At 67.5% G+C, this 21,983-nt stretch carries 14 protein-coding genes; 8 read left to right on the top strand and 6 right to left on the bottom strand.

Annotation, left to right across the window (positions count from 1 at the left end):
- Window position 1: 1 nt before the first annotated feature.
- Window positions 2-2,407 (bottom strand): glycoside hydrolase family 2 TIM barrel-domain containing protein, encoded by a 2,406-nt coding sequence (locus AC3WOE_RS09280; protein ID WP_492689927.1) that lies wholly within the window; start codon window positions 2,405-2,407, stop codon window positions 2-4.
- Entirely contained in the window at window positions 2,404-6,276 is a 3,873-nt protein-coding gene (locus tag AC3WOE_RS09275; protein ID WP_492689926.1) for a beta-galactosidase, read from the bottom strand. The genes AC3WOE_RS09280 and AC3WOE_RS09275 overlap by 4 nt, the downstream gene beginning before the upstream one ends.
- A 124-nt stretch (window positions 6,277-6,400) precedes the next feature.
- Between AC3WOE_RS09275 and ftsY the strand changes: the two genes are divergently transcribed.
- On the top strand, window positions 6,401-7,543 hold the full coding sequence (gene ftsY, locus AC3WOE_RS09270) for a signal recognition particle-docking protein FtsY (protein WP_492689924.1): 1,143 nt from the start codon (window positions 6,401-6,403) through the stop codon (window positions 7,541-7,543).
- Between the two features lie 144 nt (window positions 7,544-7,687).
- Here the strand turns inward: ftsY and AC3WOE_RS09265 are convergent, their stop codons facing one another.
- Complete coding sequence (locus AC3WOE_RS09265; protein ID WP_492689922.1) at window positions 7,688-8,212, bottom strand: hypothetical protein; 525 nt, start codon at window positions 8,210-8,212, stop codon at window positions 7,688-7,690.
- Between the two features lie 214 nt (window positions 8,213-8,426).
- Window positions 8,427-9,806 (bottom strand): signal recognition particle protein, encoded by a 1,380-nt coding sequence (ffh, locus tag AC3WOE_RS09260; protein ID WP_492689921.1) that lies wholly within the window; start codon window positions 9,804-9,806, stop codon window positions 8,427-8,429.
- Window positions 9,807-9,863: 57 nt separating this feature from the next.
- Between ffh and AC3WOE_RS09255 the strand changes: the two genes are divergently transcribed.
- The 7 genes from AC3WOE_RS09255 (at window position 9,864) to AC3WOE_RS09225 (ending at window position 19,620) form a co-directional block, all read left to right on the top strand.
- Window positions 9,864-10,739: a cytochrome C assembly family protein gene (locus tag AC3WOE_RS09255; protein WP_492689919.1), complete on the top strand. Its 876-nt coding sequence runs from the start codon at window positions 9,864-9,866 to the stop codon at window positions 10,737-10,739.
- The gene (locus AC3WOE_RS09250) at window positions 10,736-10,978 is read left to right on the top strand and encodes a PP0621 family protein (protein ID WP_492689917.1); all 243 of its coding nucleotides are present in this window, start codon (window positions 10,736-10,738) and stop codon (window positions 10,976-10,978) included. The genes AC3WOE_RS09255 and AC3WOE_RS09250 overlap by 4 nt, the downstream gene beginning before the upstream one ends.
- 1 nt (window position 10,979) lies before the next feature.
- Window positions 10,980-12,662 carry a sensor histidine kinase gene (locus tag AC3WOE_RS09245; RefSeq protein ID WP_492689916.1) on the top strand — a complete coding sequence of 561 codons (1,683 nt, stop codon included), beginning with the start codon at window positions 10,980-10,982 and terminating at the stop codon, window positions 12,660-12,662.
- Window positions 12,659-14,107, top strand: a complete 1,449-nt coding sequence (locus AC3WOE_RS09240; RefSeq protein ID WP_492689914.1) for a sigma-54-dependent transcriptional regulator — start codon at window positions 12,659-12,661, stop codon at window positions 14,105-14,107. The genes AC3WOE_RS09245 and AC3WOE_RS09240 overlap by 4 nt, the downstream gene beginning before the upstream one ends.
- Window positions 14,108-14,601: 494 nt before the next feature.
- Window positions 14,602-17,505 (top strand): ribonucleoside-diphosphate reductase subunit alpha, encoded by a 2,904-nt coding sequence (locus AC3WOE_RS09235; RefSeq protein ID WP_492689912.1) that lies wholly within the window; start codon window positions 14,602-14,604, stop codon window positions 17,503-17,505.
- 158 nt (window positions 17,506-17,663) lie between these two features.
- The gene (locus AC3WOE_RS09230) at window positions 17,664-18,836 is read left to right on the top strand and encodes a ribonucleotide-diphosphate reductase subunit beta (protein ID WP_492689910.1); all 1,173 of its coding nucleotides are present in this window, start codon (window positions 17,664-17,666) and stop codon (window positions 18,834-18,836) included.
- A 208-nt stretch (window positions 18,837-19,044) separates the two neighbouring features.
- Complete coding sequence (locus tag AC3WOE_RS09225; protein ID WP_492689908.1) at window positions 19,045-19,620, top strand: histone; 576 nt, start codon at window positions 19,045-19,047, stop codon at window positions 19,618-19,620.
- Window positions 19,621-19,968: 348 nt separating this feature from the next.
- Here AC3WOE_RS09225 and AC3WOE_RS09220 read toward each other — a convergent pair whose 3' ends face one another.
- Window positions 19,969-21,030 (bottom strand): DUF3426 domain-containing protein, encoded by a 1,062-nt coding sequence (locus AC3WOE_RS09220; protein ID WP_492689907.1) that lies wholly within the window; start codon window positions 21,028-21,030, stop codon window positions 19,969-19,971.
- A complete protein-coding gene (prmA, locus tag AC3WOE_RS09215) occupies window positions 21,027-21,923 on the bottom strand; it encodes a 50S ribosomal protein L11 methyltransferase (protein WP_492689906.1) in 897 nt (298 codons plus the stop codon). The genes AC3WOE_RS09220 and prmA overlap by 4 nt, the downstream gene beginning before the upstream one ends.
- Between the last annotated feature and the right edge of the window lie 60 nt (window positions 21,924-21,983).

The raw sequence follows: 21,983 nt of genomic DNA, 5'->3' as shown, positions 1-21,983 counted from the left end.
CTCAGAAGTTCAGCTCGGCTGGCGTGAGGCCAGCCGCTGTGACGCGCAAGCGCGCCGGGGTGTTGTTGTCGGTGCGCCGCAGGACGGCCAGGCCGCGGCCCTCAAAGGCGGCATGCTCGGCGTCCCGTGGATCATCCACGTCCGCGAGGTTGCCGTTGCCGATGCCGAGGATTTCGACAGGGCCTTCCAGTTCGAAGCGCAGGCGCTGGGCGGCATCCGGCACGCGGTGGCCCTGAGCGTCGACGATGAAGAAGGCGATCTGCTCGATGCCGTCTTTGGCCGCAGCCACGCGTTGCAACTCGATGCGCGCGGCGGCTGCGGCCGTCTCCAGCTTGAACTCGGCAACCGGCTTGCCTTCCTTCAGGCCCACGGCCTTCAGCTCTCCGGCTTCAAAAGGCAGGGTCCAGCTCAGGATGCCTTCGACCGCATCGGCGGCCTTCTGCGTGCCGATCAGCTTTCCGTTCAGCCACAGCTGCACTTCGGGCGTGTTGGCATAGGCCGAGACGACCATGGCTTCGCCGGCGGGCCAGTTCCAGTGCTCGGCCACCTTGGCGCGCTTCTGCTGGTCCAGCAGCGGCGTGCCCTGGCCGGACTGGGAGGCGATCTGCGTGGCCGAGGCCGTCGCAGCCGCGAGGTAGACGACCGGCTTGTCGCTCCACAGGCTGGCGCGAAGGGCGCCGCGCGGCTTCATGAAACCGGCCAGGTCGAAGAGGCCGAAGTCCGCTGCGCGCAGCGGCCAGCGGCCGGCCTCGCCGAGATAGTCAAAGCCCGTCCACAGGAACTGCGCCGAGACATAGGGCGTGTCGCGGACGACAGCCCAGGCGCGGTAGTCGTGGCGGTTCTCGCTGCCGTAGATGACACGCTTCGGGAACCTGGCGTGGTCGGCGGCGTAGCGCGCTTCCTGGTAGTTGTAGCCGGCCACGTCGAACAGGGCACCGAAGCCGACGGCGTCGCTCATCTCGACGGAGGCCATGGCCGCAGTCACGGGTCGCGTCGAGTCCATGCGGCGCACGGCGTCGACCAAAGGCTTGCCCCAGCGCACCAGGTCGCTGGCCGGCGGCGCGGTGGGGCGGAACTTGGCGCCCAACACGGGATGCGAGAACGGATCGTTGGGATAGTCGATTTCGTTGCCGATGCTCCACATGACGATGCTGGGATGGTTGCGGTCGCGCTTCACCATGTCCTCGACATCGCGCACGCTCCAGGCGGCGAACTCTTCGCCATGGCCCTGGCGGCCCGGCACGCCGACATTCCAGCCGGCAATCCACTTGTTCTTGGTCGGAGTGAACTCGTCGAAGGCCTCGGCCTGTACGAGAAATCCCATACGGTCGGCCAGGTCCAGCAGCTCGGGTGCCGGCGGGTTGTGGCTGGTGCGGATGGCGTTGACGCCGATGCGTTGCAGCTGCTGCAGCCGGCGCTCCAGCACGGCGACGGGCACCGCCGCGCCGAGGCTGCCGGCGTCGTGGTGCAGGCAGACGCCCTTGAGCTTGAGCGGCTGGTCGTTCAGCGTGAAGCCGGTGTTGGGGTCGAAACGGAAGCTGCGGATGCCAAATGGGGTGTCGGTCTGGTCGACGGGCTTGCCGTCGACCAGCACGGTCTGGCGCAGGGTGTAGAGGGCAGGTGTCTCCAGCGACCAGCGCTGCGGCTTGTCCACCGTCAGCGCTTGAGCCAGCGTGCGCCGCTGGCCGGCGGCGAGCTGGGCCTGTGTCTCGCGCGTGGAGACGACCTTGCCGTCAGGCGCGATCAGCTCGGCGCGCAGCATGAACTGACGGCCCTTCGTCGCGGCATTGATCAGCTCCGCCTCGGCCTTCACCTCGGCTTGAGCCGCGGTGACCTTGGGGGTGGTGACATGGCTACCCCAGGGCGCGATATGCAGCGCATCCGTGAAACTCAGCCGCGCATCGCGATAGATGCCCGAACCGGTGAAGTAGCGCGAATCGGTCTGGCGCGAATGGTCGACGCGCACGGCCAGCACATTGGCGCTGCCATCGGTCTTCAAGTAGGGCGTCAGCTCGAGCTGGAAGCTGCTGTAGCCATAGGGCCGGCCGCCGAGGTAGTGGCCGTTGAGCCAGACCTGGGCGTGGTCGTAGACGCCATCGAAGCTGACGCGTGCAATGCGGCCCTTCTGCTCGGGACCAGCTGCAAAGCTGCGGCGATACCAGGCAACGCCTCCGGCGGCGTAGCCGTTGCCGCTGCCGTACTCGGCGCGGAAGGGTTCGTCCTGGCTCCAGTCGTGCGGCACGCGCACTTGGCGCCAGCCGCTGTCGTCGAAGGCCGGATTCATGGCCGCGCCCGGGTCGCTCTTGCTGAAACGCCAGCCGCTTTCGAGCAGTTGTTCCTGGCGCTGGGCCAGGGCCGCGCTGGCGAGCAGCGCGGTGGCGAGGAAGGTGAAAACAAGGTGCTTCATCGCTGCAGATTGCGCGGCTGGGGCACGGTTTCCAGCGGCACACCGCCACGCGCGACGGCAAGCGGTACCAGACGCACGGCTTCCAGCGCGTTGGCCGGCTGGCCATCGGTGGTGACGGCCAGCGTCAGCGTGTTCTCGCCGTTCGGGTTCAGGATGCCGGGCGGCAGCACGAAGACGCGCTGTGGGCCGATGTGGGCGATGAACTGGCCCAGGTTCCAGCCGTTGACGAAGATCAGCGCACGGTTCTCGATCGCGGAGCGCGGCTTGGTGGTGTCGCCGAAGGCCAGGCCCAGTTGCACATCGTGGCCCTGCGGCAGGTCCAGCTTGAAGCTCGTGCGCAGCCAGTAGCTGCCGGGGGCAGGTGGCGCGGCGTTTGGCGTCGTCGCCTCCCAGCCCGGTTGCGGCTTGGCCGGGTCGACGGGCAGATGCCAGCCCATGCGCTCGCCCTGCAGGCCGCCATTGTTCATGGGGCCGCGCACCAGGTCGGCGATGTCTTCGCCACCCTTGTTGCCCTGGATCTTCCAGCCGATGGGGACCGCGAAGCGCTGGCCGCCCTTGGGCGCGATGGACGCGGCGATGAGGCCGCGGGCTTCCTTGTGCGCGTCGTCGGCGAACAGGTCCCAGTTGTGCGAGTTGTTGCGCACGACGACGGCCAGCACATGCTCACCGGCCGGCAGGTCCTTCAGCAACTGCTTGAACGTGTCGGTCGTCTCGGGGAAGGGGCGGCCGGTGTCGTTCTCCTGCTGGCCGAGGAAGCGGCCGTCCAGCCAGACCTGGATCATCCCGGCGCCACCCGCACCGAAGAAGAGTTCCAGCTGCAGCGGCTTGGTGTCTGTAGTCGTGAAGCGGCCGCGGTACCACACGTCGCCGTGGTGGAAGCCGTAGTCGCTCATGGCCAGCACCGGCTGGCCCTTGTCGGGGGCGGTGTAGACATTGGCGGCCGAGGCGCCGGCGTCGGCCTTGCGCCAGGCGCTGTCGTCGAAGCCGGGGGCGGCTTCGAGGGAGTCGAAGCGGCGGGTCCAGGCGAGCTGCGTCAGGTCGGGCAGCTTGATGGCCTCGGGGCCGGGCAGGGCGGCGCGGGCGGTGAGGCTGAAGTCCTGCGCCGACGTCGCGATGGGCTGGCCGTTGAAGCTCAGGGCGCTGATGCCGTCAGGCACCCAGGCGCGCAGGGCGCTGGGCGATGTCGTGTCGCCGGTGAGTTGCAAAGTCTTGCCGTTGACGGCCGCGTTGCGCACGAGGGCCGGGCTGCGAACCAGCACGCCTGGCAGCCGCCAGAACTCCTGGGCGGTCTTCTCGTCGGCGATCAGCAGCAGCAGGGGCGCGCGGCCGGCGCCGCTGATCAGCACTTCGATGAGGCCGCTGTGCTGGTAGTTCAGCCGCAGGTCGCCGCTCTTGGCATCCCAGTTCACCTGGGTCTGGCCGCGCAACAGCTTCACGCTGGGCTTGGCGGTGTAGCGCAGCACGGTCTCGCCGTCGTCGTTGCTGCGGCCGTAGAACAGCGCCACGTCGCGCGGACCTTGCTGCAACTGGGCCTGCAGCTCGCTGGTGCTGTAGACGAGGTGCTGGCGCTCCAGCGCATAGCTGGCCAACAGCATCTTGGCGTCCTGGCCGGTCAGCGTCAGCTTGCCGGCTTGCGGAATTTGATAGCTACCGTCCCGCGTCTGCAGCTTGAAGGCCAAGGCCTCGGTGCCGGTCAGCGCGTTGTGCTGGGCCAGCAGCACATGGCTGCCCAGCGCGTTGTTGACGTTGTGATAGAGCCTGACCTTGGCGTTGCCCGGGTCCAGCACCTCGCCCTTGTCCATCTGTGCCAGCACGGGCGCGGCGGCCTGCACGAAGCCGCCCATCTGCTTGAGGACGAGGGCCTTGTCGCGCATGACGCGGGCCTCGCTGATGGGCGAGCCGTAGTCGTAGCTGGTGTAGACGATGGGCCCGGGCTGCCAGCCCCAGCTGGTGCCGCCGTAGGCCATGTAGATGGAGTGGATGGTCAGCGCATTGATGAGGCTGCTGCCGTAGAACACGCGCTGATAGCCGCCGCCCTGGCGCTGGGCCGTGCACTCATAGGTGCCGTTGCTGCCCCAGTAGTCGAACCAGCCGGCGCCGATCTCGGCGACAAAGCCCGGCGTGTTGGGTGAAGCGAGGGACCCGACCTTGGGATAGTTCTTGCCGTAGAGGCCCCAGTCCGGCGCCGGGGCTGGCGTGCCGGGTTGGCCGTCGACGCTGCAGACGCCGCCGGGATAGCCGTCGAAGGCGTAGAGGTCGGTCGGTCCGGGGTTGGCGAAGGGGGCGGTGGAATTCCTCGGCGTCCAGTCAGGCAATCGCGACGCGGCGTTGTGGAAGAGGGGCACGGTGATGCCGTCGGCGCGCGCCTTGTCCGCCAGGTGCTGCATGTGGCGGATGTTCTTGGGCTGGACCGAGAACAGCTCGTTCTCCAGCTGGTAGGCGATGACATTGCCGCCGCCGGTGGTGATCTGGTGGCGGGCCAGGATGGCATTGATCTGCGTCATCCATTCGTCGGCCGCGGCCTGGTACTCGGTCGCGTCGGTGCGCGCCTCGGCGCGCTGGCGCAGCAGCCAGCCGGGGAAGCCGCCGGCCGTCAGCTCGGCGTTCACATAGGGCCCCATGCGAGCGATGACGTAGAGGCCTTCCTCCTCGGCCATCTGGATGGCGCGCTCGATGTTGCGCACGCCGGTGAAGTCGTAGTGACCGGGCTTGGCCGAGTGATAGCCCCAGCTGAAATAGATAGACACGGCGTTCAGGCCGGACGCCTTCATCTTCTGCAGCACGTCGCGCCACAGGCTGGGCGAGGGCAGGCGGAAGGGGTGGAATTCGCCGGCGAAGATCATCTCGCGCCGGCCGTCGATGATCAGCGAGTGGCGGTCCCAGGCAATCGACTTGGGCTTGGCCTTGGGCGCGGTGGCGCGCTCCAGCTGCGCCGTCTCTTCCGAGATCACGGTGAAGTGACGCACCGTGCCGGACACGCCGCCGAGTTCCTGCTTCGGCGTCCAGGTCTTCAGGCCGTCGACGCTGTCGGAATACCAGTAGCGCTTGGTCGTGTAGTCGTCGAAATAGATGCGCCAACCGCCGGGGATGGGCACCAGGGCCTGGCCTTCGGACGGGCCACCCCAGCCGGCCCAGTCGCCGGTCTTCTCGAAAGTCCAGGGGCCGTCCAGCGAGGGCGCCGTGGCCAGCTCGATGAACTTGGTGGTCTCGTTCTTCGTGAAGGCGACATAGCGGCCTTCATGGCGGATCACGAAGGTGTCGATGAAGTTCTTCTCCAGCCCCTGCATGGGCACGGGGTCGGAGAACTTGGTGAAGCCGGCGTCCAGTGCCTTGACGGAGTAGGCAGCGAAGGGGCCTTGCGTACCTGTCTTGGAGAGGCTGACGACCAGCTTCAGGCTGCCATCGGATTCCCGGGACCATTCGGGGGCCCAGACGTTGCTGACGCCAGGCAGTTGCACCGGCACATCGGCCACATGTGTCCAGGTCTTGAGGTCGGCCGACTTGGCGATGCCGAAGGTCGAGCCCGACCAGTTCGTCGTGTAGGCGATGTAGTAGAGGCCATCGGCGGCACGGATGATGGACGGGTCGCGCAGCAGGTCCCTGGGCGGCTGGTAGACCTCGGAAGCCAGGGATGTGAAGGTGATGCCGTCGTTCGAGCTGAACAGGCTGAGCTTGTCCTGCGAGGTGGCCATGAAGGCCGACATCAGGAAGGTCCGTTCGGCCTTGACCGTCGGCTTGAGCGCGAGAGCCGGCGTGCTGACAGCGGTGGGAGCCTGCTGGCCGGGAAGGTCCTGGGCAAGGGCTGCGGCGCTCAGCAGCAGCGCGGCGAGCGGGAGCGACCGGAGGACGAAGGGCAGGGCAGCGGGCATAGCGGACCGGGAGTGCGGGAAGCCTGAATCAGTGTCACCCGGTTTGCCGGTGCCAAAAAATCAAGCGCGTGCGAGAAAGACCCCGTCAGGGGGCTGTCGCGAGGGCAGGCGAAAATGGCGGCCTATGTTCAGTTTCTTCAAGAAGGCGCCCCCGCCTCCCGCGCCCGCCGCCGAGGCGCCGGCCCTGCTGCCTGACGGCTGGGTCACCAAGCCTGCCAGCAAGCCTGCACCCGAGCCTGCTCCGGTAACCGCACCGGTCGTCGCACCTGCACCAGCCCCGGTGGCCGCGCCCATCGTCGCGCCCGCTTCGGCGCCCGTCGTCGTCTCGGCGCCCCCGCCGGCAGCGGTCGTTGCTCCAGCCCCCGCGCCCCGCGCCAGCTGGATGGACCGCCTGCGCAACGGCCTGCGCAAGACCGGCAGCAGCATTGCCGGCGTCTTCAGCGGCACCAGGATCGACGACCAGCTTTACGAGGAACTGGAAGAGGCCCTGCTGATGGCCGACGCCGGCGTCAAGGCCACGCAGTTCCTGCTCGATGACCTGAAGCGCCGCGTCAAGGAGGCCAGGGCGAGCGACCCGCAGGCCGTGCGCGGCCTGCTCGTCGATGCGCTGACCGAACTGCTGTCGCCGCTGGAGAAGGGCCTGGAAGTGGGCCGCTTCACGCCCACCGTGATGATGGTGGTCGGCGTCAATGGTGCCGGCAAGACGACCAGCATCGGCAAGCTGACCCGTCACCTGGCCGAGGCCGACCAGAAGGTCTTGCTGGCCGCGGCCGACACCTTCCGCGCCGCGGCGCGTGAGCAGCTCGGCGTCTGGGCCGACCGTGCCCAGGTCGAGATCGTCAGCCAGGAGGGCGGTGATCCGGCGGCCGTGTCCTTCGACGCGGTCAACGCCGGCAAGGCGCGTGGTGCCGATGTCGTCATCGCCGACACGGCCGGCCGCCTGCCGACCCAGATCCACCTGATGGAGGAGCTGAAGAAGATCAAGCGCGTCATCACCAAGGCCCAGGAGGGCGCGCCGCACGAGGTGCTGCTGGTGGTGGACGGCAACACCGGCCAGAACGCGCTGAACCAGGTCAAGGCCTTCGACGAGGCCCTGGGCCTGACGGGCCTCATCGTCACCAAGCTCGACGGCACGGCCAAGGGCGGCGTCCTCGCGGCCATTGCGCGCGAGCGGCCCGTGCCGGTCTATTTCATCGGCGTGGGCGAAAAGCTGGAAGACCTCGAGACCTTCAGCGCCCGCGAGTTCGCGCGGGCACTACTCGAATAGGTATTGCGGGCCGAGCGCAGGGCCGCTCCCTAGCCGGCCCGCCTTGGGCGATGTGCTTGCCGGTCAATCCGGCAAGCATCGTCGTCCCCTCGGGGGACCGACTAGGCTTGCCCGCGTTCAGCGGGGAAAGACTGGGCGAGGGGTTCAGTGCGCGTGGGGCGTGTCGGCGTAGTAGCCGGACGCCTTGGTCTTGCCGAACAGCCGGTCGCGCAGGCGCTCGGGCGTGTCGTTCTGCCAGTCGCGCTCCCAATGCGTGACCGCCAGCTCGGTGGCGCCCAGCACCCGCAGCAGGCGTTCGCGCTTGCGAGAGTGGCGGACCTGGTCTTCGGCGACGGGCAGCAGCACGACGGAGCGCACATAGCCATGCTCGTCGCACAAGGCGAAGTCGACGGTCAGCAGGCCGGTGCGCGACAGCCACTCGCGGTAGGAGTACTGCTTGGGCACGCGCACCAGCTTGTGCAGGGGCACATGGGCCAGCAGGAAGCCCTTGGGGTGTTCCAGGGCCAGGGCGTGGGAGATGCTCTTGTGGGCATGGCGCTCCGAACTCACCAGCACCCGCGCGGCGGTGGGCGGCCAGTGCATGACGGTATCGGATGCGTCGACCTGACGACGTGGAGTGCTCTGTCCGGTCAGGTTGCTCAGCCAGGCGGGGAGGTGGAGATTCAGCATGCGCGGGACGCTAGCGGCCGCGTCAGGTCTTGACCATGCGGCCTTGTCCCTTGAGCTTGGGACCAGATGTGAGGACTTGTTTCGCGGGACAGGCCGATGACGGGTTGAGTGCTGGTCAACCCTAGGCCCTCATGCCTGGCCGCTTGCATGCGGCCAGGCCTTCGTCAGCCGTCGCACCGCCCGCAGGGGCTGTGCTCGGTGCGGACTCAGACCATCACATGCCCGGCAGGCCCTTCATGCCGCCCATGCGCTTCATCATCTTCATCAGGCCGCCGCCCTTCATCTTCTTCATCATCTGCTGCATCTGGTCGAACTGGTTCAGCAGGCGGTTGACGTCCTGGATCTGCACGCCGGCGCCGGCGGCGATGCGGCGCTTGCGGCTGGCCTTGCTCTTGCCATCCATCAGCAGGGCCGGCTGGGCGCGTTCCTTGGCGCTCATGGAGCGCAGGATGCCCTCCATGCGCTTCATGTCGCGCTCGGCGCGGTCCATGTCCGCCTGGCCGGGCTGCTTGTTGCCCATCATGTTCTGCGGCAGCTTGTCCATCAGGCCACCGAGGCCGCCCATCTTCTTCATCTGCGCGATCTGCTGCAGGAAGTCGTTCAGGTCGAAGCCGCTGCCGCTCTTGAGCTTCTCGGCCATGGCCTGGGCCGAGGCGAGGTCGACGTTCTGCGTGACCTGCTCGACCAGGGCGACGATGTCGCCCATGCCCAGCACGCGACCGGCGTGGCGCTCGGCATCGAAGACCTCGAGGCCGTCGATCTTCTCGGACACGCCGGCGAACTTGATCGGCGCACCGGTGATCTGTCGAACGGACAGGGCCGCGCCGCCGCGTGAGTCGCCGTCGAGCTTGGTCAGGATGACGCCGGTCAGCGGCAGGGCTTCCTTGAAGGCCTTGGCGGTGTTGACCGCGTCCTGGCCCTGCATGGCGTCGACGACGAACAGCGTCTCGACCGGGTTCAGGACGGCGTGCAGCTCCTTGATCTCGGCCATCAAGGCTTCATCGATGGCCAGGCGGCCGGCCGTGTCGACCAGCAGCACATCGATGTAGTGGCGCTTGGCGTAGTCCAGCGCGGCCAGCGCGATGTCGCGCGGCTTCTGGTCAGGGGCGGACGGGAACCATTCGCCACCGGCTTGGCTTGTGACCGTCTTCAACTGCTCGATGGCGGCCGGGCGGTAGACGTCGGCGGAGACCGTCAGCACCTTCTTCTTGCGCTTGTCGATCAGGTGCTTGGTGAGCTTGGCCGTCGTCGTCGTCTTGCCGGCACCCTGCAGGCCGGCCATCAGGATGACGGCGGGCGGCTGGGCGGCCAGGTTGATGTCAACCACGCCCTCGCCCATGGTGGCGGCGAGTTCCTTGTGCACGACGGACACCAGCACCTGGCCGGGGTTCAGCGAACCCACGACCTCCTGGCCGAGTGCCTTCTCCTTCACGCGGGCGATGAAGTCGCGCACCACCGGCAGGGCCACGTCGGCCTCCAGCAGGGCCATGCGCACTTCGCGCAGCATGTCCTGCACATTGCTCTCGGTGATGCGGGCCTGGCCGCGCATCGTCTTGACGAGGCGACTCAGGCGGTCGGTGAGGTTGGAAGCCATGGGATCGGGGAGTGGATGTCCGGCAGAACGCACGGAACCCAAAAGTACACTGCAGCCATGAGTTTATCGCCCGCCCCTCTTGCAGATGCCGGCACCGCCGGCGCGGTCGGGCCGAGCCTCGTATTGACCGTTGCCAGCGTGCTGGCCCTGCTGGGCTACGTCTGGGTCGGCCTGCTGCGCTCGCGGGCCGGGGACGCCGACGCCGCGGTGCGCCGGCCGCTGCGCTCCGTGCCGCCCATGGCCCTGGCCTGGACGGCCCAGTTCGTCGCCCTCTATATAGATATCAGCGGCTACGGGCTGACCGAACCCGGCGCCCGCTTCGGTTTCGCGCCGGCCCTGTCGATGACGACCTGGCTGGTGTTGACGGTGTATCTGGTCGAAAGCCGCTTCCTGCCGTTGCACAGCGTGCGCCGCGTGCTGGCCTGGCTGGCCGCGGCCGCGGTGCTGCTGGCCTGGGGCTTTCCCGGCGAGAGCCGGCCGCTCGCCGCATCGCCGTGGGCGCCGCTGCACTGGGTGCTGGGCCTGGCGTCCTATGGTCTGTTCGGTGTGGCGGTGCTGCACGCGGCGCTGATGAATCGCGCCGAGACGAGGCTGCGCCAGAAGCAGGCGGCGCCGGGTGGACTGCCGCTGCTGCGGCTGGAGCGCCTGACCTTCCAGTTCGTGGCCGCAGGCGTCGGCGTGCTGTCCCTGGCCATTGCCTTGGGCTGGTGGTTCACGCCGCACTGGCGCTGGGACCACAAGAACCTGCTCGCCGTGCTGGGCTGGCTGGTGCTGACCGGCCTGCTGGTGGGCCGGCGCATCTATGGCTGGCGCGGCCGGCGCGCGACGCGCTGGCTCTATGCCGGCGCGGCCCTGCTGTTGTTGTCCTATGCCGGCTCGCGCTTCGTGCTGGAGGTCATCCTGCAGCGCGGCGTCACCGGGGGCGGCTCATGAAATACCTGTTGCTGCTGGTGCTGCTGGCCGGCTTTTTCTTTGTGCTCGGCCTGAAGCGTTCGCGGCCACGCGAGCCCGAGGCGCGCAAGCCCCAGCCACCGGCGCCGCCTCAGGCCATGCTGCGTTGCGCTGAATGCGGCATGCATCTGCCGGCCGACGAGGCCTTGCCGGGCAAGGGCGGCGTGTTCTGCAGCGCGGCGCATCGCGCCAGCTTCGAGGCCCGTCAGGGGCAGGCCTGAGTTGGCTGGCACCGGAAGCTGGTTCGTCGAGCAGCCGCCGGCGCAGGCGCCGGCCGAGGCCAGCGCTTCGTTCGAGCGCCTCTATCGTGCCTTCCTGTCGGCGCGCGCCGCCCTGGGCCTGGCGCTGGTCGTCGCCCAGCTGATCACCGCCATCCTGGGCACGCCGCCGGCGCGTTCGACCCTGGCCCTGAGCGTGTCCTATGCCGCGGCGGCCCTGGCGCTGTGGCTGGTGCCGCAGTTGCGGCGCGGTGCATCGGCACGCAACCTCGCCCGCATCAGCAGCGTGCATTGGTGGAGCGCCATCGGCGTGGACCTGATCCTGTTCGGCGCGCTGCATGCACTGGACCCGAGCGGCGTGAACTACGGCGCCCTCTTCGTCATGCCGGTGCTGATGGCGGCGGTGCTGAGCCCGCGCCTGCTGGCGCTGGCGACCGCGGCCATGGCGACGCTCGGCCTGCTGGCGGCCGCTGCCTGGTCGCTGCTGTCCGGCGCCGACGTGGGCCTGAAAACGACGCAGGCGGGTCTGGTCGGTGGCGGCCTGTTCGCCGTCAGCCTGCTGGCCAGCGAGCTGAGCGCCCGCCTGGCGCGGGAAGAGAAGGCGGCGCGTGGCAGCCTCGCGCTTGCACGGCAGCAGGAGCAGCTGAATCGCCTCGTCATCGACGAGATGCAGGAAGGCGTGCTGGTCGTCGACCGGCGCGGCCGCGTACGCGCGATGAATCCCGCGGCCCATGTGCTGCTCGGTGCGGCCAGCGGTGAGTTGAGCTGGCAGTTGCGCGGCCGCACCGACTGGCAGCCGCTGGTGCTGGCGCTGGAGAGTGCCTACGCGGGCAGCCCAAGCGGCGTCGGCGCAGAGGTCGACGTGGCCCTGGCCCTGGAGAGCGGTGCCGCGCGCAGCCTGCGCCTGCGGCTGCGCTTCACGCGCCAGCGCGAAGGCAGCGAGGAACTCTGTGTGCTCTTCGTCGAGGACAACCGCGAGCTGCTGGCGCGCACCCGACAGGAAAAGCTGGCGGCGATGGGCCGGGTGTCGGCCGGCATTGCGCATGAAATCCGCAACCCGCTGGCCGCGATCGCGCAGGCGAATGCGCTGATTGCCGAGGACGTTGCCGGCATGCGGGCCGAGCAGCTGACCCAGATGGTGGCGTCCAACGTGCAGCGGCTCAAGCGCCTGGTGGACGACGTCAGCGAGCTGGCACCCGGCGTGCAGCCCGACACCCAGGCGCTGGACGTCGGCGCCATCGTGCGCGAAACCTGCAGCGAGTGGACCCGGGTCAACGACGTGCGCCCCGGCGAGCAAAGCCGCTTCCGGCTGCAGATCGCTGCGCCAGGCTTGATGGGGCTGTTCGACGCCGAGCATCTGCGCCGCATCCTCGTCAACCTGCTGGACAACGCGCATCGCCATGCCGAGCCGGGGGCAGGCACCATCCGCGTCTCCGTGGACCGCGAGGGCGAGGTGCTGAATCTTGTCGTACACAGCGCCGGTGCGCCGGTGCCGCCGGAGATCGAGCGCCATCTCTTCGAGCCTTTCTTTTCGACGCGCAGCCGCGGCTCGGGCCTGGGCCTCTATATTTGCCGTGAGCTGTGCGAGCGCCACGGCGCCCACATCGACTACCGCCGCGCCGCCGACGCGACGGCCAACGAGTTCCGCGTGCGCATCCGCACGCCCCCATCTGCATTTTCTGCATGACTACGCCGCCTGTTCGCCTGCTGGTCGTCGATGACGAGCCCGACCTGCGCACGCTCTATGAGCTGACGCTGCTGCGCGAGGGCTACGAGATCGACAGCGCCGGATCGGTGGGCGAGGCGCTGGAGCATCTGCAGGCCGAGACCTACAGCGCCGTCATCACCGACATGAAGCTGCCCGATGGCTCGGGCCTGGCCTTGCTGCGCTGGCTGGAGCAGGCGGGGCGGCCGGAGAAGGCCATCGTCATCACGGCCTTCGGTTCGGCGGAGAACGCTGTCGAGGCCTTGAAGGCCGGGGCTTACGACTACCTCACCAAGCCGGTCGATCTGCGCCAGTTCCGTCTCGTCGTCGGTTCGGCCTTGGGCCGGGTGGTCGCCGAGCCGGCGCCGATCGAAGAGGCGCCCGCGCAGGCCGGGCCGGCCACGGCGCTGCGCCTGGTGGGCGAATCCACGCCTATCCGCGCGGTGCGGGCGCTGATCGACAAGGTCGCGCGCAGCATGGCGCCGGTGCTGGTGCAGGGCGAGTCGGGCACGGGCAAGGAACTGGTGGCGCGCGCCATCCATGACCACGGTGCGCGCGCCGAGCGGCGCTTCGTTGCCGTCAACTGCGGGGCCATTCCCGAGAACCTGCTCGAGGCCGAGTTCTTCGGCTATCGCAAGGGGGCCTTCACCGGCGCCAACGAGGACCGCGAGGGCTTTTTCCAGGCAGCCGATGGTGGCACGCTCTTCCTCGACGAGATCGGCGACCTGCCGCTGGCCATGCAGAGCAAGCTGCTGCGCGTCATCCAGGAGCGTTCGGTGCGACCGGTCGGCGCGACGGCCGAAAGCCCCATCAATGTGCGCATCCTCAGCGCGACGCACAAGGACCTGGCCGCCGAAGTCGCGGCGGGGCGTTTTCGTCAGGACTTGTTCTACCGCCTCAACGTCATCCAGATTCGCGTGCCGCCGCTGCGTGAGCGCCTCGAGGACCTGGGCCTGATCAGCACGCGCGTGCTGACGCGCATCGCCCAGGATGCCGGCGTGTCGCCTGCGCCGCGGCTGACGGCGGGGGCGCTGCAGACGCTGTCGCGCTATGCCTTCCCGGGCAATGTGCGCGAGCTGGAGAACCTGCTGCATCGCGCCCTCGCGCTTTCGGGGGGCGAGTGGATAGACGCCGACGACCTCGGCCTGCCCGACACCCTGCTGGACGAGAGCCGCAGCGAATCGCAGTTCGGTGGGCTGGTCGACCTGCCCGTCGAGGCGGCGCCCGTGGCCGAGGGCGTGTCCCTGCCCGAGGAGTTGCCGTCCGATCTGGCGCGCTATCTCGACGAGGTCGAGCGGGCCATCCTGCTGCGTGCGCTGGAGCTGCACCGCTTCAACCGCACGGCGGCGGCGGCCAGCCTCGGCCTGTCGCTGCGGCAGATCCGCTATCGCATGGCGCGGCTGGCGATCTCGGCCGGGGACAGCTGAATATTCCCTCTCGGGATTTGCCCTGCTTGAATCCGCGGCGGGTCTGCGCGCAAGGGTGGGCGCAGCAGCGCAGATCGAGTATTGGCGCGGCCTCGCGGCGGGTTTTGGCCCGCATGCTCAATGCCCATGCGGGTTGTCGCTTGCAAGCCCCGTATTGATCGGCACAAGCGGCGCGCACCCTCGGTTTTTGGGAGATGGGTGACCCTGGGTTTCACACTATCCGTAGTGGCTTGAGGGGGAGGGGTGCCACATATATAGTGTTCTCTCGTGCTATCCTGCTGACCCAGTCGACCCCCCATGACCATCTCTCTGGACGCGCTGTTCGCCGAGGCCTGTGGCCCGCGGCGACACACCAGGGAAGCGTGCCGCCAAGCCGGCCGCGTCATGGACCGGCAGGGACGAAACACCTCTTTAGAAGCCCCCCACGATGCGATGGCCCGCCCCCGGGTTCGAGCCGCGCATCGCTTTGCAGTTTTTCGATAAAGGATTCCCTCATGCAACAAGCCGTCTCCGGCCAGGCCAGCGCCATTGCCGCACCGGTCGCGTTTGAATCCGACGCGCCCGCAGCCGCCATCCAGCCCACACTGTCGACCTACCAGGCCTACCAGATCATTCGCCGCAACGGCGCCGTGGTCTCGTTCGAGCCGAGCAAGATCGCCGTCGCGCTGATGAAGGCTTTCCTGGCCGTGCACGGCACCAGTGGTGCTGCTTCGGCGAGCGTGCGTGAGACGGTGGAACAGCTGACCCAGAACGTCGTGCGCGCCCTGCTGCGTTCGCGTCCGAGCGGTGGCACCTTCCATATCGAAGACGTGCAGGACCAGGTCGAGCTGGGCCTGATGCGCAGCGGCCAGCATGACGTGGCCCGCGCCTATGTGCTTTACCGCGAGCGCCGTGCCCAGGAGCGCGCCGCCCAGGGCGAAGCCACGCGCGCGGCCGAGCCCCAATTCATGGTGATGGACGGCGGCGAGCGTCGTCCGCTGGACCTCGGCGCGCTGAAGTCGCTGATCGCCTCGGCCTGCGAGAACCTCGGCGCCGACGTGAAGCCCGAGCCCGTGCTGGCCGAGACCCAGCGCAATCTGTATGACGGCGTCGCCATCGACGAGGTCTACAAGGCCGCCATCCTGGCCGCCCGCACGCTGATCGAGAAGGACCCCGGCTACAGCCGCGCCACTGCCCGCCTGCTGCTGCACACCATCCGCCGCGAGATCGTCGGTGGTGAAGTGACGCAGGCCGAGATGCAGGCCCGCTATGCCGAGTACTTCCCCGGCTACATCAAGAAGGGCATCAAGGCCGAGCTGCTCGACGAGAAGCTGGGCCAGTACGACCTGGCCAAGCTGGGCGCCGCGCTGAAGGCCGAACGTGACCTGCAGTTCGACTACCTCGGCCTGCAGACCCTGTACGACCGCTACTTCCTGCACATCGAAGACGTGCGCATCGAGATGCCGCAGGCCTTCTTCATGCGCGTGGCCATGGGTCTGGCTCTCGGCGAGATCGACCGGGAAGCCCGCGCCATCGAGTTCTATGAAGTGCTGTCCAGCTTCGACTTCATGTCGAGCACGCCGACCCTGTTCAACTCCGGCACGCGCCGCTCGCAGCTGTCGAGCTGCTATCTGACGACGGTTTCTGACGACCTCGACGGTATTTATGAGGCGCTGAAGGAAAACGCGCTGCTGTCCAAGTTCGCCGGCGGCCTGGGCAATGACTGGACCCCGGTGCGCGCTCTGGGCTCGCACATCAAGGGCACCAACGGCAAGTCGCAAGGCGTCGTGCCCTTCCTGAAGGTCGTCAACGACACGGCCGTCGCCGTGAACCAGGGCGGCAAGCGCAAGGGCGCCGTCTGCGCCTATCTGGAATCCTGGCACCTGGACATCGAAGAGTTCCTGGACCTGCGCAAGAACACCGGCGACGACCGCCGCCGCACCCACGACATGAACACGGCGAACTGGATTCCCGACCTGTTCATGAAGCGCGTGATGGATGGCGGCCACTGGACGCTGTTCAGCCCCTCGACCTGCCCTGACCTGCACGACAAGTTCGGCAAGGCCTTCGAGGAAGCCTATGTCGGCTACGAGAACAAGGTCGACCGCGGCGAGCTCAAGCTCTTCAAGCGCATGCCGGCCAAGGACCTGTGGCGCAAGATGCTGTCGATGCTGTTCGAGACGGGTCATCCCTGGATCACGTTCAAGGACGCCTGCAATGTGCGCAGCCCGCAGCAGCATGTCGGCGTCGTGCACTCGTCCAATCTGTGCACCGAGATCACGCTGAACACCAACGACAGCGAGATCGCCGTCTGCAACCTCGGCTCCGTCAACCTGGCCCAGCACATCAAGGATGGCGCCATCGACCAGGTCAAGCTGAAGAAGACGACGCGCACGGCCATGCGCATGCTCGACAACGTCATCGACATCAACTACTACGCCGTCAAGAAAGCCCGCGACTCCAACCTGCGCCACCGCCCGGTCGGCCTGGGCATCATGGGCTTCCAGGACGCGCTGTACCAGCTGCGCACGCCTTACGCATCCGAAGCCGCCGTCGAATTCGCCGACCGTTCGATGGAAGCCGTCTGCTATCACGCCTACTGGGCCTCGACGGAACTGGCCGAGGAACGCGGCCGCTATTCGTCCTACAAGGGCTCGCTGTGGGACCGCGGCATCCTGCCCATCGACTCCATCGATCTGCTGGCCGAGCAACGCGGCGGCTATGTCGAAGTGGACCGCTCGACGACGCTGGACTGGGATTCGCTGCGTGGCCGCATCGCCCACTTCGGCATGCGCAACAGCAATTGCATCGCCATCGCCCCGACGGCCACCATCTCCAACATCATCGGCGTGGACGCGTCGATCGAGCCCTGCTTCGGCAATCTGTCGGTCAAGTCCAACCTGTCCGGCGAGTTCACCGTCATCAACGAATCGCTCGTGCGTGACCTCAAGGCGCTGGGCCTGTGGGACGACGTGATGGTCATGGACCTCAAGCACTTCGACGGTTCGCTGCGCCGCATCGACCGCGTGCCCGACGACATCAAGGCGCTGTACGCCACCGCCTTCGAAGTCGACACCGTCTGGCTGATCGAAGCCGGCGCGCGTCGTCAGAAGTGGATCGACCAGGCGCAGAGCCTGAACATCTACATGGCCGGCGCTTCCGGCAAGAAGCTCGACGAGACCTACAAGCTGGCCTGGACGCGCGGCCTGAAGACGACCTACTACCTGCGCACCATCAGCGCGACGCAGGCCGAGAAGAGCACGGTGACGCGCTCCGGTCAGCTCAACGCGGTGTCGTCGGGCGCAGCACCCGTGATGGCCGCACCGGCCGCTCCGGTTGCCGTCGTCGAGCCCGAACTGCCGGCCACCGACATGAAGTTCTGCGCCATCGACGACCCCGGTTGCGAGGCCTGCCAGTAAGCGGAAGTGGATGTGCGAACTTGTATAGACAAGTTCGCACATCCTGTTTTCGATGTCGTCGCGCAACAAACTTTGCGCGAATGATGCAAATAGCAGTTGCTGGTTCTTGTTGATTTGCACAAGCACTGCGGATAATTCGAAGTGATAGGAAGCACACCATGCTGGATTGGGACGAAGACCTGAAGTCCACTGATACCCCCACCGCGAAACCTCTCGCGGCCATGCCTTCGGCGACGCACGCATCGGCGTCTCTGCGCGAAGCTGCCAGCGTCTCCATCCCCGCTCCCCAACTGTCCGGCGAAGCCACGACCGCGCGTCGCGTGAAGGCCGCCGACAAGCGCATCATCAACGGCCAGACCGACGTCAACCAGCTGGTGCCGTTCAAGTACAAGTGGGCTTGGGAGAAGTACCTCGCCACCTGCGCCAATCACTGGATGCCGCAGGAAGTGAACATGAGCCGCGACATCGCGCTCTGGAAGGATCCCAACGGCCTGACCGAAGACGAGCGCCGCATCATCAAGCGCAACCTCGGCTTCTTCGTCACCGCCGACTCGCTGGCCGCGAACAACATCGTGCTGGGCACCTACCGCCACATCACGGCGCCCGAGGCTCGCCAGTTCCTGCTGCGCCAGGCCTTTGAAGAAGCCATCCACACCCACGCTTATCAATACATCGTTGAAAGCCTGGGCCTGGACGAGAGCGAGATCTTCAACGCCTACAACGAAGTCCAGTCCATCCGCGACAAGGACGAGTTCCTGATCCCCTTCATCGGCGCGATCATGGACCCGAACTTCCGCACCGGCACGCCCGAGAACGACCAGACCCTGCTGAAGAGCCTGATCGTCTTCGCCTGCCTGATGGAAGGCATGTTCTTCTACGTCGGCTTCACGCAGATCCTGGCCATGGGCCGCCAAAACAAGATGACGGGTGCTGCCGAGCAGTACCAGTACATCCTGCGCGACGAGTCCATGCACTGCAATTTCGGCATCGACCTGATCAACCAGATCAAGCTTGAGAATCCGCACTTGTGGACGGCCGAATTCAAGGCCGAGATCAAGGCGCTGTTCCTGAAAGCCGTCGAGCTCGAATACCGCTACGCCGAGGACACCATGCCGCGCGGCGTGCTGGGCCTCAACGCTTCCATGTTCAAGGGCTATCTGCGCTTCATCGCCAACCGCCGTGCGGTGCAGATCGGCCTCGAAGCCCTGTTCCCGAACGAAGAAAACCCCTTCCCGTGGATGTCCGAGATGATCGACTTGAAGAAGGAACGCAACTTCTTCGAGACCCGCGTCATCGAGTACCAATCGGGCGGGGCCCTGAGCTGGGACTGAACCCCAGCCGCAACCCGATCAAGACCTGGCCAATGCAGTCACCGAGCGAAACCCGCATCAACACCCTCGAGGTGGCGGGGCTGCATGGCGATCCCATTCACCGTACCGAGGCGTTCCTCCTGAGCGACTCTCGGACGGTGAATAACCGTAGCCGCACGGACCGGTCCGTGCGGGACGGTGTCTTTTCCACTTGATCAAGGAGAAAACCATGGCAACTGCAAAGACCCCGGCTAAGGCCGCACCGAAGAAGGCCCCGGCGAAGAAGGCCGCTCCGGCCAAGAAGGCGGCTCCGGCGAAGAAGGCCGCTCCGGCCAAGAAGGCGGCTCCGGCGAAGAAGGCCGCTCCGGCCAAGAAGGCTCCGGCGAAGAAGGCCGCTCCGGCCAAGAAGGCCCCGGCGAAGAAGGCCGCTCCGGCCAAGAAGGCTCCGGCGAAGAAGGCGGCTCCGGCCAAGAAGGCTGCTCCGGCGAAGAAGGCCGCTCCGGCCAAGAAGGCGGCTCCGGCGAAGAAGGCCGCTCCGGCCAAGAAGGCTGCTGCCCCCAAGAAGGCTGCTCCCAAGAAGGCTGCTGCCCCCAAGAAGGCTGCTCCCAAGAAGGCCGCTGCCCCCAAGAAGGCTGCCGCCAAGCCTGCTGCGAAGCCTGCTGCCAAGAAGGCCGCTGCTCCGAAGAAGGCTGCCGCCAAGCCTGCCCCTGCTGCCAAGCCTGCCGCTGCTGCGCCCGCTCCTGCCGCCAAGACGGCTCTGAGCCCGCAAGCTGCCTGGCCCTTCCCGACCGGCAACAAGCCCTAATCCGGCGATACGCTGACTCATCCGCGGGTGGCTTGCCCACCCGGCTCAAGATGAATCAGACAACCCGGCCCGAGTTTCTCGGTGCCGGGTTTTTTCTTGCCCGTGCCTTCCGTGGCTGCTGCGGCGGGCGTGCGTCTGCTAACGCCCTGTTCTGGCGATGCGGCCTGGTCCTACGCGGCGGGACCGTCTGCGGAACTAGACTTGTTTCGGGGCGCAGACCCCTTGCCTCTCTCCCCGCAGCACGACAGCTTGCGCCGGCCTCGATGCATGATCCTGGCCGCTGGGCTCAAGTCTCAGGGACGCGCAGGGGCTCTGCGTCTTTCCCTCTGCTTTCCCGTTGAGCGCCGCTCAGGGATAGAAGATGTTGACGCTGTAGCCGCTGACCTTCTGGCCGCCCGTGCCGAAGACGAGGTTCAGCGCCTGCTCGGACTCCGCATTGACCTGAGTCAGCACCGGATTCAACTGCTCCGGGCCAAGCACGCGACGTGCGAAGGGCGCGCCGTTGGCGTCAGTCAGGCTCAATTCCACCCATGGCGCGGCGACGTCGACACCGGTCTTGTTGCGCAGCGACAGGTTGAGCTTGTAGCTGCTGCTGCCGACAGGGCTCAGCGAGGTTGCGTCGATGCTGAGGGCCTCGATGCGCCGCCAGGGCTTGACCTCGCACCCGGTCAGGCCGCACATCGCCTTCAGCGGTTCACGCAGCGGCGGGTGCAGGGCGGCGATGGCATCGCGGAAGTGCAGCGTGACCTGCAGGGCCAGCAAGCCGGCGAGCAGCAGCGAGACCACGCCGAGAGCCGCCTTCACGGCAGGGCGATTCCAGCGTGCGCTGCTCTCGGCCTGGCGCATGAACTCGGGCACGGCCGTTTCGGCCTTGGCAGGCTTCCTGGCCTTGGGCGGCTTGGTTGCCTTGGCAGGCTTGCCGGGGCGCTCGGCCGGCTCCGCCGTGATGGGTGCCATCTCGGCCGCCATCGGTTCGGGTTCGGGCTCACGCGCCACCATGGGTGAAGGCTCGGGCGCCGGCTCGGCGACCTGGTCGTCCTCCACCCAGCGAGGCTCCGGCCTGGATTCATGGCGACCGAGATCGGACGCGGGCCAGCCGGTAGGCAGGGCTTCAGCGCGCGGCTCGGGCTCGGGTGGCGGCATCCAGTCCGGCGGCGGCACATAGACCGGTGCTGCCGGCGGCGGCGGAGGCTGTGGGGGTGGTGGCTCGGGTTCGGGTGCTGCCGCGACCGGCGCGTATTGCGTCGGCCAGGGCGGTGGCGCCTCGCGCTCGATGTCGAACAGCAGTTCGCGTGCGTCGAAGACCTCGGCGCAGCGACCGCAGCGCACCCAGCCGTCGGAGACGCGCAGCTGGTCCTCGACGATCCTGAAGATCGTGCCGCAGGCGGTGCAACGCGTCGCGAGACTCATGCGGGACGTTGGGCGGTCATGAGGATCCAGCCATCCTCTTCATCGCTGACTTCCAGAGCCAGCCAAGGCGCGTAGGCGGCCTTCAACTCGTCCGCCTGCCGGCTCAGGATGCCGGCCAGGATGAGGTTGCCACCCGGCGCCACATGGGCGCAGAGCAGCGGCGCCAGCAGCTTCAGCGGCGTGGCCAGGATGTTGGCGATGACCAGCGGGTACTCGCCTTGGGCCAGTTCGGGCAGGCCCGGATTCAGCGTGACGCCGTTCGCCACAGCGTTGTCGCGCGACGAGGTGATGGCGGCGGGATCGATGTCGACCGCATCGATGTCGCGGGCCCCATGGAGGGCCGCGCCGATGGCCAGGATGCCGGAGCCACAGCCGTAGTCCAGCACGCGATTCCAAGCTCGAACATGGGTCGCGATCCAGCGCAGGCACATGCGCGTCGTCGGATGCGTGCCGGTGCCGAAGGCCAGGCCCGGGTCCAGGCGCATGACGCGCTGGGCCTGGGGCGGGGCCTGATGCCAGCTCGGCACGATCCAGAACTCGGGCGTGATCTCGACCGGCGCGAACTGGCTTTGCGTCAACCGCACCCAGTCCTGCTCGGGCACGGCCTGGATGGCCTGCACATGCACGTCCGCCGCCCAGTCCTGGGCCAGGATCAGCGTGGCAGCCTCGGTGGCCTCGGGCTCGCTGGGAAACAGGGCCTTCACGACCGAACGTTCCCAGCCCGCCTTGGGTGCCGGCATGCCGGGCTCGCCGAACAGGGCGTGCTCGGCGTCGGTGTCCGCGTCGGCGTCTTCGACCGAGACGGCGAGGGCGTCGATCTCCATCAGCGCGTCGCTGACGATCTCGACGTCGGCCTCGCGGCAGACCAGCGCAAGTTCAAAAAGGTGACTCATTCCCTGCATTCTCCAGCAGCTGCAGCGGAACTGGCTTTGCCAGGCCGCGAGCAGCGCCCC

Source organism: Roseateles sp. FW305-36 (assembly GCF_058787015.1).
The sequence above is the reverse complement of the archived record's forward strand: the minus strand, read 5'-3'. Positions and strand labels throughout refer to the sequence as shown.